Origin of the sequence: Streptomyces sp. NPDC002054 (assembly GCF_040296685.1) — a bacterium.
Classification (GTDB): Bacteria; Actinomycetota; Actinomycetes; order Streptomycetales; family Streptomycetaceae; genus Streptomyces.
Map to the genome: position 1 here is coordinate 118,139 of NZ_JBEOXT010000015.1, position 12,812 is coordinate 130,950.

13 protein-coding genes are annotated in these 12,812 nt (G+C 72.1%); 10 read left to right on the plus strand and 3 right to left on the minus strand.

The annotated features are described in order from the left end of the window. Nucleotides 1-3: 3 nt before the first annotated feature. Genes ABT123_RS16475 through ABT123_RS16505 form a run of 7 tightly spaced genes read left to right on the plus strand, consistent with a single transcriptional unit; the run spans nucleotide 4 to nucleotide 7,676 of the window. On the plus strand, nucleotides 4-1,029 hold the full coding sequence (locus tag ABT123_RS16475; protein ID WP_351314213.1) for an NAD-dependent epimerase/dehydratase family protein: 1,026 nt from the start codon (nucleotides 4-6) through the stop codon (nucleotides 1,027-1,029). After that, nucleotides 1,026-2,300: a DUF4910 domain-containing protein gene (locus ABT123_RS16480; protein ID WP_502970973.1), complete on the plus strand. Its 1,275-nt coding sequence runs from the start codon at nucleotides 1,026-1,028 to the stop codon at nucleotides 2,298-2,300. Before ABT123_RS16475 ends, ABT123_RS16480 begins: the two co-directional genes overlap by 4 nt. Next, nucleotides 2,297-3,616 (plus strand): MATE family efflux transporter, encoded by a 1,320-nt coding sequence (locus ABT123_RS16485; protein ID WP_351314219.1) that lies wholly within the window; start codon nucleotides 2,297-2,299, stop codon nucleotides 3,614-3,616. Before ABT123_RS16480 ends, ABT123_RS16485 begins: the two co-directional genes overlap by 4 nt. Then, nucleotides 3,613-4,563: a glycosyltransferase family 2 protein gene (locus ABT123_RS16490; protein ID WP_351314222.1), complete on the plus strand. Its 951-nt coding sequence runs from the start codon at nucleotides 3,613-3,615 to the stop codon at nucleotides 4,561-4,563. Before ABT123_RS16485 ends, ABT123_RS16490 begins: the two co-directional genes overlap by 4 nt. Beyond that, complete coding sequence (locus ABT123_RS16495) at nucleotides 4,560-5,795, plus strand: polysaccharide pyruvyl transferase family protein (protein ID WP_351314225.1); 1,236 nt, start codon at nucleotides 4,560-4,562, stop codon at nucleotides 5,793-5,795. Before ABT123_RS16490 ends, ABT123_RS16495 begins: the two co-directional genes overlap by 4 nt. Next, a complete protein-coding gene (rfbC, locus tag ABT123_RS16500) occupies nucleotides 5,792-6,343 on the plus strand; it encodes a dTDP-4-dehydrorhamnose 3,5-epimerase (protein ID WP_351314228.1) in 552 nt (183 codons plus the stop codon). The genes ABT123_RS16495 and rfbC overlap by 4 nt, the downstream gene beginning before the upstream one ends. 7 nt (nucleotides 6,344-6,350) lie before the next feature. Continuing rightward, nucleotides 6,351-7,676 carry a glutamate-1-semialdehyde 2,1-aminomutase gene (locus tag ABT123_RS16505; RefSeq protein WP_351314231.1) on the plus strand — a complete coding sequence of 442 codons (1,326 nt, stop codon included), beginning with the start codon at nucleotides 6,351-6,353 and terminating at the stop codon, nucleotides 7,674-7,676. A gap of 7 nt (nucleotides 7,677-7,683) precedes the next feature. On the opposite strand, the gene ABT123_RS16510 is transcribed toward ABT123_RS16505, so the two are convergent. After that, complete coding sequence (locus ABT123_RS16510) at nucleotides 7,684-8,286, minus strand: phosphatase PAP2 family protein (RefSeq protein WP_351314373.1); 603 nt, start codon at nucleotides 8,284-8,286, stop codon at nucleotides 7,684-7,686. A 418-nt stretch (nucleotides 8,287-8,704) separates the two neighbouring features. Here ABT123_RS16510 and ABT123_RS16515 point away from each other — a divergent pair, with 418 nt between their 5' ends. The 3 genes from ABT123_RS16515 to ABT123_RS16525 all read left to right on the plus strand — a co-directional run bounded on the left by ABT123_RS16515 (nucleotide 8,705) and on the right by ABT123_RS16525 (nucleotide 10,846). After that, the gene (locus tag ABT123_RS16515) at nucleotides 8,705-9,367 is read left to right on the plus strand and encodes a deoxynucleoside kinase (protein ID WP_351314233.1); all 663 of its coding nucleotides are present in this window, start codon (nucleotides 8,705-8,707) and stop codon (nucleotides 9,365-9,367) included. A gap of 148 nt (nucleotides 9,368-9,515) precedes the next feature. Then, on the plus strand, nucleotides 9,516-10,073 hold the full coding sequence (locus tag ABT123_RS16520; protein WP_351314236.1) for a pyridoxine/pyridoxamine 5'-phosphate oxidase: 558 nt from the start codon (nucleotides 9,516-9,518) through the stop codon (nucleotides 10,071-10,073). Further along, the gene (locus ABT123_RS16525; RefSeq protein WP_351314239.1) at nucleotides 10,070-10,846 is read left to right on the plus strand and encodes a class I SAM-dependent methyltransferase; all 777 of its coding nucleotides are present in this window, start codon (nucleotides 10,070-10,072) and stop codon (nucleotides 10,844-10,846) included. The genes ABT123_RS16520 and ABT123_RS16525 overlap by 4 nt, the downstream gene beginning before the upstream one ends. Before the next feature lie 25 nt (nucleotides 10,847-10,871). On the opposite strand, the gene ABT123_RS16530 is transcribed toward ABT123_RS16525, so the two are convergent. After that, entirely contained in the window at nucleotides 10,872-12,137 is a 1,266-nt protein-coding gene (locus tag ABT123_RS16530; RefSeq protein WP_351314242.1) for a Dyp-type peroxidase, read from the minus strand. Between the two features lie 2 nt (nucleotides 12,138-12,139). Further along, entirely contained in the window at nucleotides 12,140-12,736 is a 597-nt protein-coding gene (locus ABT123_RS16535; RefSeq protein WP_351314244.1) for a molybdopterin-dependent oxidoreductase, read from the minus strand. Nucleotides 12,737-12,812 lie beyond the last annotated feature (76 nt).

Sequence of the window (12,812 nt, forward strand, 5' to 3'; positions counted from 1 at the left end):
ACCTTGCGCGTACTGCTGACCGGGCACCAGGGCTACCTGGGCACCGTGATGGCCCCGGTCCTCACCGCCGCCGGACACGAGGTGGTCGGCCTCGACTCCGGCCTGTTCGCCGACTGCCTGCTGGGCCCGCAGCCCGCTGACCCGCCCGGGCACCGGGTGGACCTGCGCGACATCACGGCCGAGCACGTGGCCGGGGTGGATGCGGTGATCCACCTGGCCGCGCTCTCCAACGACCCGCTGGGATCGCTGGCTCCGCAGCTCACCTACGACATCAACCACCACGCTTCCGTACGGCTGGCCCGGCTGGCCAAGGAGGCCGGGGTGCGGCGCTTCCTGTACGCGTCGACGTGCTCGGTCTACGGCGCTGCCGGCGGGGGCGACCTGGTGGCCGAGGACGCCCCGCTGCGTCCGGTGACGCCGTACGCGGAGTCCAAGGTGCGGGTGGAGGACGACCTGCACGCGCTGGCCGACGGCGACTTCAGCCCGGTGTTCATGCGCAACGCCACCGCCTTCGGCTACTCGCCCCGGCTGCGCGCCGACATCGTGCTGAACAACCTGGTGGGCCACGCACTCCTGTCCGGCGAGGTGCTGGTGCTGTCCGACGGCACCCCCTGGCGTCCGCTGGTGCACGCCGCCGATATCGCACGGGCCTTTGCCGCCGCGCTGACCGCGCCGCGGGAAGCGGTGCACGACCGGGCGTTCAACATCGGCAGCGAGACCAACAACGTCACGGTCGCCGAGATCGCCGAGCAGGTCGCCGAGGCGGTGGCCGGCGCGAAGGTGGTGATCACCGGGGAGACCGGTGCCGATCCCCGGTCGTACCGGGTGGACTTCTCCCGGTTCCGCGCCGCGGTGCCCGGCTTCGACTGCGAGTGGACGGTGCAGCGGGGCGCGCTGGAACTCGCCGAGGCCTACCGGAAACACGGGCTGACCCGGGAGGACTTCCAGCGGCGCTTCACCCGCCTCGCCGTGCTGCGCGAGGCCTCCGAGGCCGGCGCCGTCGACGACACCCTGCGGTGGCGCCGATGACCTCGGCGGGCGAGGAGATGCACGCGCTGGTGGAGCGGCTGTACCCGCTCTGCCGGAGCATCACCGGGGACGGTGTGCGCGCCACCCTGGAGATCGTCGGCGAGTACGTTCCGCTGCAGGTGCACGAGGTGCCGACCGGGACGCAGGTGCTCGACTGGACGGTGCCGCAGGAGTGGAACATCCGGGACGCGTACGTCGCCGACGCCTCCGGAAGGCGGGTCGTCGACTTCGCCGCGTCCAGCCTGCACGTGCTCGGCTACAGCGTGCCGGTGTCGCGGACCATGCCGCTGTCCGAGCTACGCGGACATCTGCACACCTTGCCGGAGCACCCGGGCTGGGTGCCGTACCGCACCAGCTACTACACGCCGGAATGGGGGTTCTGCCTGGCCCAGGAGACCTTGGACGCGCTGCCGGACGGCGAGTACGAGGTGTGCATCGACTCCACGCTCGCGGACGGCCATCTCACCTACGCCGAGCACGTGGTCCCCGGGCAGGTCGCCGACGAGGTGATCGTCTCCTGCCATGTCTGCCATCCGTCGCTGGCCAACGACAACCTGGCCGGGATCGCGGTGGCGACGTTCCTGGCCCGGGCGCTGGCGGAGCAAACCCCGTACTACACCTACCGGTTCATCTATGCGCCCGGCACCATCGGGGCGATCACCTGGCTGGCCCGCAATGCGGAGCGGATCGAAAGGGTCAAGCACGGGCTGGTGCTGGCCTGCGCCGGCGACTCGGGCCGGCTGACGTACAAGCAGAGCAGGCGCGGCGATGCGGAGATCGACCGGGTGCTGCGGCATGTGCTGGCTGCCTCCGAACGCCCGCACAGTGTCGCCGAGTTCACTCCGTACGGCTATGACGAGCGGCAGTTCTGCTCGCCCGGGTTCGATCTCGGGGTGGGCTCGCTCAGCCGGACCCCGTACGCCGGCTACCCCGAGTACCACACCTCGGCGGACAACCCGGACTTCGTCTCCCCGGAGGCGATGGCGGACACGCTCGCCGTCTGCCGCGAGGCATTCGCCGTGCTCGACCGCAACCGGCGGTACCTCAACCTCAGCCCCTACGGCGAACCACAGCTGGGCCGACGCGGGTTGTACGACTCGCTCGGCGGTCGCAGCGACGCGAAGCAGGCCCAGATGGCCATGCTCTGGGTGCTCAGCCTCTCCGACGGCGAGCACAGTCTGCTGGACGTCGCCGAGCGGTCCGGGCTGCCGTTCGACACGGTCGCCGCCGCGGCCGATGCCCTGCACGGTACCGGGTTGATCAAGGCATGACGCGGATGCCCACCGGGAAGGAGCAGCCGACGACCGCGGCGGACCGGGCCGAGCCCGCCCGGCCCACCGCCAAGCGGGCCATGGTCGGCCGGCTGTCCTGGGGACTGGCCGACCAGGCGGTCTGCAGCATGACCAACTTCGCGGTGGGGCTCTATGTGGCACGCTCGCTGGGGCTGACCGCGTTCGGCGTGTTCAGCCTGGCCTGGCTGACCTACGGCGTGGTGCTCAACGTCGCCCGCGGGCTGTCCACCGACCCGCTCGTGGTCCGCTTCAGCGGGGTGCCGGAGGCCTCCTGGCGCGCGGCGGCGGCCCGGGCCTCGGGTGCCTCGCTCGGTGTCGGTGCCGCCCTCGGCTCGGTGTGTCTGCTGATCGGGCTCGGCCTCGGCGGCCGGGTGGGAGCTGCGTTCGCCTGCCTTGGCGTCGTCCTGCCGGCGCTGCTGCTGCAGGACGCCTGGCGGTACTCGTTCTTCGCCGCGGGCACCGGGCGGAAGGCGTTCGCCAACGACCTCCTGGGGGGCATCGCACTCGTCCCGGCCATGCTGGTGGCGGCCCGCGTGGGCAGCGTGGCCGCCTTCGTGCTCGCCTGGGGCGCTACCGCCGCGGTGGCCGCGGCGTACGGCTGCCTCCAGTCGGGCATCCTGCCCCGGCTGGCCGGGGCGCCCGGGTGGCTTCGCGAGCAGCGCGATCTCGGCTACCGGTACCTGGTCGAGAACGTCAGCCTCAGCGGCGCGAGCCAGCTGCGGGCGTACGGGCTCGGCGCGATCGTCGGGGTCGGCGCGGTGGGTGCGGTCCGGGGCGCGGAGCTGCTGCTCGGCCCGTTCCTCGCCCTGCTGATGGGGCTGTCACTGGTCACCGTCGCAGAGGCGGCGCGGGTGCTGCGGCAGGCCCCGGACCGCCTCGCCAGGTTCTGCTTCCTGCTCGGCGGCGGGCAGGCCGCCGCCGCACTGCTCTGGGGCGCGGCGCTGCTGCTGGTGCCGGACCGGGCCGGCGAGCTGGTGCTCGGCGGCGTCTGGCAGTCCGCCTCCGAACTCATCGTGCCGGCCACGCTCGGTGTCGCGGGCGCCGGCCTCGGCACCGGCGCGGCGGCCGGGCTGCGCGCGCTCACCGCGGCCCGGCGCAGCCTGCGCTGCCAGCTGTTCGCCTCCGCCTGCTACGTCGGCGGCGGGCTCGGCGGGGCGGCCGTCGCGGGCACGATCGGCTCGGCCTGGGGCGTCGCCGCCGCGACCGTCTGCGCCTCGGCCGTGTGGTGGCTGCAGCTGCGGTCCGCCCTGCGCGAGCGCCACCACCATCCCATTCCCGAAGTGAGGACACCATGACCGCCCAACCCAGGCTGAGTATCGGCCTGCCCGTCTACAACGGCGAGGAGTACCTGGCCGAGTCGCTCGACGCCCTGCTCGGCCAGACCTACGAGGACTTCGAGCTGGTCATCTCCGACAACGCCTCGGCCGACGCGACGCAGGAGATCTGCCGGAAGTACGCCGCGCAGGACTCACGCATCCGGTACATCCGGCTGCCCCGGAACATCGGCGCCGCCCCGAACCACAACTACGTGTTCACCCAGTGCCGCGGCGAGCTGTTCAAATGGGCCTCGCACGACGACCTGTACGCCCGCGACCTGCTGCGGCGCTGCGTTCAGGCGCTGGACGAACGGCCGGACGTCGTCCTCGCCCACGCCGACCAGGCGGTCATCGACGAGGGCGGCAAGGTGAAGGTCCCCTACGACTACACGCTCGCCACCGGCTCGCCGCACGCGCCGGAGCGCTTCCGCAGCATGCTGTTCGAGCCCGGCGGCGACGACTTCTACGGGGTGATGCGGGCCGACGTGCTGCGCCGGGTGAAGCCGCACGACAGCTATCACCACGCGGACCGCACCTTCGTCGCCGAGATCACCCTGCACGGGCCCTTCCACCAGGTGCCGGAGCTGCTCTACTTCCGCCGCGACCACCCCACCCGCGCCGAGCGGGCGAACCCCTCCAAGCGCTCCCGGTGCGTCAACCTGGACCCGCGCCGGGCGGGCCTGCTGCACCCGACGCCCCGGCTGCTCGCCGAGTACGTCTGGGGCTTCGTCGCGGCGATCGGGCGGGCGCCGCTGTCGTCGGCCGACCGGCGCGCGTGCCACCGCCACCTGGCCGCGTGGATGACGAGCCGGGTCGGGCCGGGCGACGCCGGCGAGCGGGTCGAGGACCGCACCCCGGTCGACCCTGCCCTGTTCACCGTCTCCGTCGACGCCCTCGTCGCCGGCCGCGAGGGGAGGCAGGCATGACGTCCGCGGGCGGAACTCCGGTGCGCGTCGGGGTGTTCGGCCTGCTCGGCTCCGGCAACCTCGGCAACGACGGGTCGCTCGAGGCCGTCCTCGGGTACCTCCGCGCCGCACACCCGGAGGCGGTCGTGGACGCGCTGTGCGGCGGGCCCGAGGCCGTCGCGACCCGGTACGCGATCCCCGCGACGCGGCTGCACTGGTACCGCGGGGAGTACCGGACCGCGTCGCGGGCGGGCGCGATCGCGGGCAAGGGCCTGGGCAAGCTCCTCGACGTCTTCCGCACCGCTGCCTGGGTGCGTCGGCACGAGGTGGTGATCGTGCCGGGCATGGGCGTCCTGGAGGCCACGCTGCCGCTGCGGCCGTGGGGCTTCCCGTACTCGCTGTTCCTGCTCTGCGCGAGCGGCCGGATGTTCGGCACCCGGGTGGCGCTGGTCGGCGTCGGCGCCGCCGCGATCGGCGACCGGCCGACCCGGGCCCTGGTGCGCTGGTCGGCGCGGCTGGCCGCGTACCGCTCGTACCGGGACGTGCTGTCCCGCGATGCGATGCGGGCGATGGGCGTGGACACCGCGCGCGACGAGGTCCACCCGGACCTCGCCTTCGCCCTGCCGGCGCCACAGGCGATCGAGTCACCGGGCCTGGTCTGCGTCGGCGTCATGGACTTCCACGGCGGCAACGACGACCGGGCGCGGGCCGAGGAGATCCACCGGCGCTACCTCGACGGGACGATCCGGTTCGTCCGCGCGCTGGTCGAGGACGGCAGGCAGGTCCGGCTGCTCACCGGCGACGCGTGCGATGCGCCGGTGGTCGCCGCGATCCTCGAAGCGGTGGACTCGCCGCTGGTCACCGCTGCCGAGGCGAGCTCACTGGAAGACCTGATGAAGGAGACGGCGGCGGCCGACACCGTGGTGGCGACCCGGTACCACAACCTGATCTGCGCGCTGAAGGCCGGCACGCCGACGCTCGCCCTCAGCTATGCGGCGAAGAGCGACGCGCTCATGGACCGGATGGGTCTGGGCGCGTACTGCCATCCGGCTCGCGAGCTCGACGCCGACCGGCTGCTCGAGCAGTTCCGGGAGCTGGAGCAGCGATCGGCGGAGCTGCGGAGGACCCTCACCGAGCGGAACCTGGTCGCCGCCCGGCAGGTCGAGCAGCAGTTCACCGCCTTGACCGCGGCCCTGTTCCCGGCCACCGACCACACCCACGCCCACACCCACGCCCTGCGGAAGGCTTCATGAAGGCGACCGAAGTTCCTGAGATCACCGGCGCGTACCTCTTCACGCCGACGCCGTACGCCGACGAACGCGGCTTCTTCTGCCGCACCTTCGACGCCGACGTGGTCCGCTCGGTGGGCCTCGACCCGGACGGCTTCATCCAGGACAGCATGTCCCGCTCGGCCCGGGGTGTGCTGCGCGGCCTGCATCTGCGCTCGGGTGCCGGTGAGGCCAAGCTGGTGCGCTGCTCGTACGGGAGGATCTTCGACGTCGTCGTGGACCTGCGGCCCGACTCGCCGACCTACCGCAACCGGGCCTCCTTCGAGCTGTCCGGCGAGACGCAGGTGACCCTGTACATCCCGGCAGGGTGCGCGCACGGCTTCCAGGCGCTGACCGAGACCGCCGACACCTCGTACCGGATCGACCGCCCGCACGATCCGGCCGAGGACGTGACGATCGCCTTCGACGACCCGGAGCTCGCCATTCCGTGGCCGCTGCCGGTCACCTCGATGTCCCAGCGGGACCGGGAGGCGCCGAGCCTCGCCGAGGCCCTGAAGCAGAAAGAGAGCTGAAGTCACCGTGGACACCGAAGAGTTCGAGCTTCCCCGGTCGCGGACGGCGAACGAGCGGCTGCACGCCATGATCCCCGGCGGTGCGCACACCTACGCCAAAGGCGAGGACCAGTACCCCGAGAACCTGGCCCCGGTCATCAGCCACGGCCGCGGCGCCCACGTGTGGGACGTCGACGGCAACCGCTACATCGAGTACGGCTCCGGCCTGCGCTCGGTCAGCCTCGGCCACGCCCATCCCCGTGTGATCGAGGCCGTACGCCGGGAACTCGACCGCGGCAGCAACTTCGTCCGGCCGTCCATCGTGGAGGTCGAGGCCGCGGAACGCTTCCTGGCCACGGTGCCGACCGCCGAGATGGTGAAGTTCGCGAAGAACGGCTCTGACGTCACCACCGCCGCGGTGCGCCTCGCCCGCGCCGTCACCGGGCGCCCGCGGGTGGCCATCTGCGGCGACCAGCCGTTCTTCTCCGTCGACGACTGGTTCATCGGCACCACGCCGATGTCCGCCGGCATCCCGGCCGCGACCACCGACCTCACCGTGTCCTTCCCCTACGGGGACCTGGCCGCCACGGAGGAGCTGCTCACCCAGTACCGGGACGAGATCGCCTGCCTGATCCTCGAACCCGCCGGCCACACCGAGCCGCCGCCCGGGTACCTCGAGGGCCTGCGCGAACTGGCCGACCGGCACGGCTGCGTACTGATCTTCGATGAGATGATCACCGGCTTCCGCTGGTCCGAAGCGGGCGCCCAGGGCCTGTACGGGGTCGTCCCCGACCTCTCCACGTTCGGCAAGGCGCTCGGCAACGGGTTCGCCGTCTCCGCGCTGGCCGGGCGCCGCGACCTGATGGAACGGGGCGGGCTGCGCCACCCGGGCGACCGGGTCTTCCTGCTCTCCACCACGCATGGTGCGGAAACGCACTCGCTGGCCGCGGCGATGGCCGTGCAGACCACCTATGCCGAGGAGGGCATCACCGCGCGGCTGCACGCCCTCGGCGAGCGCTTGGCCGCCGGCGTCCGCGAGGCCGCGGCCGGCATGGGCGTCGGCGACCACATCGTCGTCCGGGGCCGGGCCAGCAACCTGGTCTTCGCCACCCTCGACGCGAACGGGCAGCCGTCGCAGCAGTACCGCACCCTGTTTCTGCGCCGGCTCCTCGCGGGCGGAGTGCTGGCCCCGTCGTTCGTGGTGAGCAGCGCGCTCGACGACACCGACATCGACCACACCGTCGACGTGGTGGCCCAGGCGTGTGCGGTGTACCGGAAGGCACTGGACGCCGCTGACCCCACCCCCTGGCTGGGCGGGCGGCCGGTGAAGCCCGTATTCCGCCGCTTGGTGTGACGCAACGTCAGCGAGGCTGATGGCACATGGCGTCGGCCACCCGATCGACCAGCCACGCGGTGGCCGGTGTCACCGCCAGCGCGGTGCACCAGCCGCCGAGGGCGTCGGTCGGGTAGTGCGCGCCCAAGGCGACCTGCGCCCAGCCCATGGCGGCGCCGGCAACCAGCGCCGCGGCGAGCACGAGCATCGTGCCGGCGGTCCTGCCGAGGCCGAGGCGGCCGGTCGCGAGCAGCGCCACCACGAGGGCGAACACGGTGAGGAAGGCGGTGTGCCCGCTCGGGTAGGACAGGTACCCGCCGTTGATGGTGCGTCCCGCCAGGGGCTTGAGCAGCGTCGTCGTCCCGACGGTCAGGCCGGCGCCGACAACGAGGAGCACCGCTGCGCGAGGATGCCGAAGCAGCAGGCAGCCCGCCACCGTGACCGCGACCAGCGCCGCCGCTCCGGCGGGCTCCCCCAAGAAGTCGGTGGCCAGGGCAACGTGCCGCCACGGCGCCGGCCGCACACCATCCACCACCGCCCCGACCCGCTCATCCACCCTGCCGGGCCGGCTGTCGCCGGCGTACAGGACCCCGAGCACGACGACCACCAGCGCGGCGAGGGCCGCGACCATCCCGAGCCACGCGCGCAGCGACGAGGGCAGCACCGCGGGCGCACCACGGCCTCCGGCCAGTCGATCCAACGCGAGCCCCCTGTCGTGTCCGACACCCTCCCGGCGAAGACAGCGTACGGCCCACCGAAGGTGTTGTTAGTCCTCGCAGCCGAGTACCTCGTAGAGGCGGGACCGGGTCTGCATGCGGGGCAGCAACTGGCCAGGACTGCGCCCAGCGGGCCCGGCTCCGGCAGGCCGTCCGGCACGGGGTGCATCGTCATTTAAGATTCAAGGCGACCGCGGGGGCTGCGGAACGGGCCAACCCGCCGGTCGAGGAGAGCGGCCTGGGGAATCGCGTGACCACCGGCGTGCGTCCCAGTGGTGTGGGGCGCCCAGCTCACCCGCCCACGAACAGAAGACCCCCAGGGAGAAGTGAGGTATGCCAGTGATCTGCGTCGGAGGCATGATCGGAATCGGCAAGACGACGGTGGCCGAACTGCTCGCCAAGGAGCTGGGCAGCGAGGTCTTCTACGAGAGCGTGGAAGACAACCCGATCCTGCCGCTCTTCTACACGTCGAGCCCCGAAGAGATCCAGGCGAAGCGCTACCCCTTCCTGCTCCAGCTCTACTTCCTGCAGACGCGGTTCGCCTCGATCAAGGAGGCGTACAGGCAAGGCGACAACGTCCTCGACCGGTCCATCTACGAGGACTGGTACTTCGCCAAGGTCAATCACGATCTGGGCCGGATCAGCTCCCTCGAGATGCAGGTGTACGAGGGGCTGCTCAACGAGATGATGCGCGAAATCGACGGCCTGCCGTACCGCAAGGCACCCGATCTCATGGTCTATCTCAAGGCGGACTTCGAGACGGTGCTGCACCGTATCGGACTGCGGGGCCGCGGTTTCGAACAGGACGAGAGCCTCGTCGAGTACTACCGGACTCTGTGGTCCGGCTACGACGACTGGGTGCACAAGCACTACTCGGCCAGCGAGGTCCTCGTCATCGACATGAACCACACGGATGTGGTCAACAACGCCGAGGACGCGGCCCGCGTGGCACGGGAGGTCAAGGACGCCCTGGCGGAAGTCGGACGTCGGGCCTGAGCCCACACGCGTTGTCGCTACCTCCAATATCTCCTGCTCAGACGCCGCGCCACTTGGGGCATCGACCAAGCATTTGCCAGGAGATTGTCGAATATCTGCCGCAGATGCAGGATGAGACCTGACGGTGTCCTCGCGGAGGAGGCGGCAGGTGAGCGACGGAGAGCAGGACAGCAAGGTCCGCATTTGGCTTCGGGGCATCGAGGTCTTCGCAGGGCCGCTTCCCGAGTTCGCGCCCGAGCAGGCCCCGGACGATCCGGTCCGCCTGTTCCTGTCCTGGCTGTCCGACGCCGTGGCGGACGGGCTGCGCGATCCGCACGCGATGACCCTGTCCACCGTCGACGAGGCAGGCGACCCCGACGCGCGCGTGCTGATCCTCAAGGGCGTGGACGGCTCCGGCTGGCAGTTCGCCGGGCACGGCTTCAGCCCCAAGGGGCACCAGCTGGCCGTGCATCCGCGGGCCGCGCTGACCTTCTACTGGCCCGAGCACGGCCGGCAGGTCCGCCTGCGCGGACCCGTGACGCCCGGTTCCGCGCAGGACAACGCCGACGACTTCCTCGCCCGGTCGGCCACCGCCCGCGCCGAGGCACTGCTGGCCCGCCAGAGCCAGTACCTGGCTGACGCGGCTGAACTCGACCAGGCCCTGGACAACCGGGGCGTGCGGGCTCCATCCCCCTGTTCCCTGCTCACAAGGCGAGGTAACCCATGACGACACGTACCCAGGACGGCAGCGCCGGTGACGTCGACTACGGCGCGATCGGCGGCGGCTACTCCTCCTACCGCCGGCCGGACGAGCGCATCGCCCGGTTCGTCGCCCAGGCCTTGGGCGACGCGCAGTCCGTGCTCAACGTCGGGGCGGGCGCCGGGTCGTACGAGAGCGCGGCGCGCACGGTGACCGCCGTCGAGCCGTCCGAGTCGATGCGCGCCCAGCGGCCGGCGCAGCTCGCCCGGGCGATCGACGCCGTCGCCGAGGACCTGCCGTTCGCGGACGGGGAGTTCGACGCGGCGATGGCGCTGTTCAGCGTGCACCAGTGGTCCGATGTACGGGCGGGCCTGCGGGAGATGCGGCGCGTCACCCGCGGTCCCGTGGTCGCCCTCACCTGCGACCCCGCCCTCGTACGCGATTTCTGGCTCTACCGGTACGCGCCCGAGGTGCTGGACACCGAGGCCCGCCGCTACCCGACCGTGGAGGAGCTGGCGTCAGCCCTCGGCGGCACCGGAGCCGTGCAGACCGTACCGATCCCGCTCCACTGCACCGACGGGTTCAACGAGGCCTACTACGGCCGTCCCGAGATGCTGCTCGACCCGGCCGCTCGCCAGGCGTGCTCGGCCTGGAGCTTCGTCGACGACCAGGTCCGCGAGCACTTCGACACATCCCTGCGCAGCGACCTGGGATCCGGGGCCTGGGACAAGGAGTTCGGTCACCTGCGCCGCCAACCCGCCTACGAAGGTTCGCTCGTCATCGTGCGCGCGACCCCGTAAGCACAGCAGTGTTCGAGCCCGGGCGTCAGCCTTCGAGGAGTGCCTGGGCGACGTAGCCGCCCGGACGGGTGCCGCCGGGTACGGCGAATAGCGCCGACGTCTCGTGGACCAGGTAGCGGGCGAGGGCGTCGCCGCGGGAGAGGCGTTGTTGGACGGGGATGAAACCGGTGCGCGGGTCGGACTGCCAGGCCATGAAGAGCAGCCCGGCGTCCGGGGTGCCGTCCGCGCGCAGTCCGTCGTGGAACGACCAGCTGCGCCGGACCATGGTGGCGCCGTGGTTGGAGGCCGGGGCGGCAAGCCGGATGTGCGCGTTGGCGGCGATCACCGGGACCCCGTCGGGGCGGGCCGCCGCGAGGTCGACGGGGGTGCGTTCGGTGCCGCCGGTCAGCGGGGCACCGTCGGCGGCGCGGCGGCCAAGGACCTGTTCGCGGTGGGTGGGCGGCAGGGTGTCCCAGTGGTCGAGGAGCATGCGGATGCGCCGGATCACCACGTACGAGCCGCCTTCGAGCCACGGCGGGACGTCCGGCCCGTTCAGCAGAGCGCGGGCGGGCTCCGGGTTGTTCGTACCGTCGATCTGTCCCATCAGGTTGCGGCGTCCGTCGGCGGCGGTGAAACCGGTCATGGCCCAACGGAGTTTGGCCTCGCCATGGGCCAGGCGCTGGAGGGTGCGCAGGACGTGCGCCGTGACGAAGGCGTCGTCGGCGCCGATCTGTACGAGGAGGTCCCCGTCGCTGCGGGCGGGGTCCAGCTGGTCCTCGGGGAAGGAAGGCAGGGGCGCGAGGGTCGCAGGACGGGCGGCCGTCAGGCCGGTGCGGTCGAAGAAGGTCGGGCCGAGTCCGAAGGTGACGGTGAGCCGGGCCGGGGCGCTGCCGTCCAGCGCCCCGGTCTCGGCGGCCCGGGAGCCGGGCGGCTCCAGCTCGGCAGGTACGGCCTCGCCCCGGGTGAGGTGCTCCGCGGCGGAGGTCCAGCGCAGGAGCAGCGCGGCGGCGCGTCCTCGGTCGGTACGGTTGCCGAGGTCGAACGCGGCCAGTCTGACGTGCTGTTGGCGGGGCGTCAGGATCCCTGCCTGATGGGGTCCGTGGAAGGGGATGACGGCGGAGGCAGTTGCCCTGCCGTCACTGCGGAGGGCTGCAGCGGTGACGGTCCCGCCGCCTGCAAGGGCCGCGAGGCCGCCGCCGGCGAGCAGGGTCCGCCGGGAGACCCGCCGGCGGCCGGCCGTGGCCGGGCGGCCGGTCTGCCCCGCTGACGCGTCGGCGTCGGCGTCGGCGACGCCCTCGTCGGCTGCCGGCACCGTCAGGATCCGCCGGTGCCGTCGACCGCGGCGTCGACCGTGCCCACCCAGAGCTGGTTCAGCTCGGAGACGTAGCGACCGCCCTTGACGTCCTGCGGTACCACCAGCCGCGGACCCGCCGCGTCGTCGAAGGGCTTGCCGTCTTCCGAAACAGCCAGCAGGATCTGCGACTTGGCGAAGCCGGGGTCCAGCTCCGCCCAGGCGAAGAGCGCCCGGTAGTCGCCGCCGCCGGTGGCCGCGACCACCCCGCGCAGCTGGCCGTTCTTCTTCGCCGCGTCGAAGCGGGGCTGGGCGTCCTTGAGGACGTCGTGCAGCAGGACACCCTGGTAGGTGTGCTTCTGCTGCCCCTTGGCGCTGGTGTACTCCACCTCCACGGACTTCTGCGGCAGGCCGCGCAGCGAGGCGAGGGTCACGGTGTACGGCTTGTCGACCTGGCCGGCGACACGAACCTCGCCGGGCTTCAGGGCGGGGGCGGGTGCGGGAGCGGGTGTCGCCTGAGCCGGCGAACCAGCTGCCGCCTCCGGGGTGTTGTCGCCGCAGCCGGCGAGCACCAGGACCGCGACCGCGGCAACAGCGGGCAACGATGCACGACGGTTCACGACGAGACTCCATCTTCTCGGGCTGGGCGGACCCGATCGCAGCTTGATCGCCGCAGCCGGCTGGCAAATACATGGA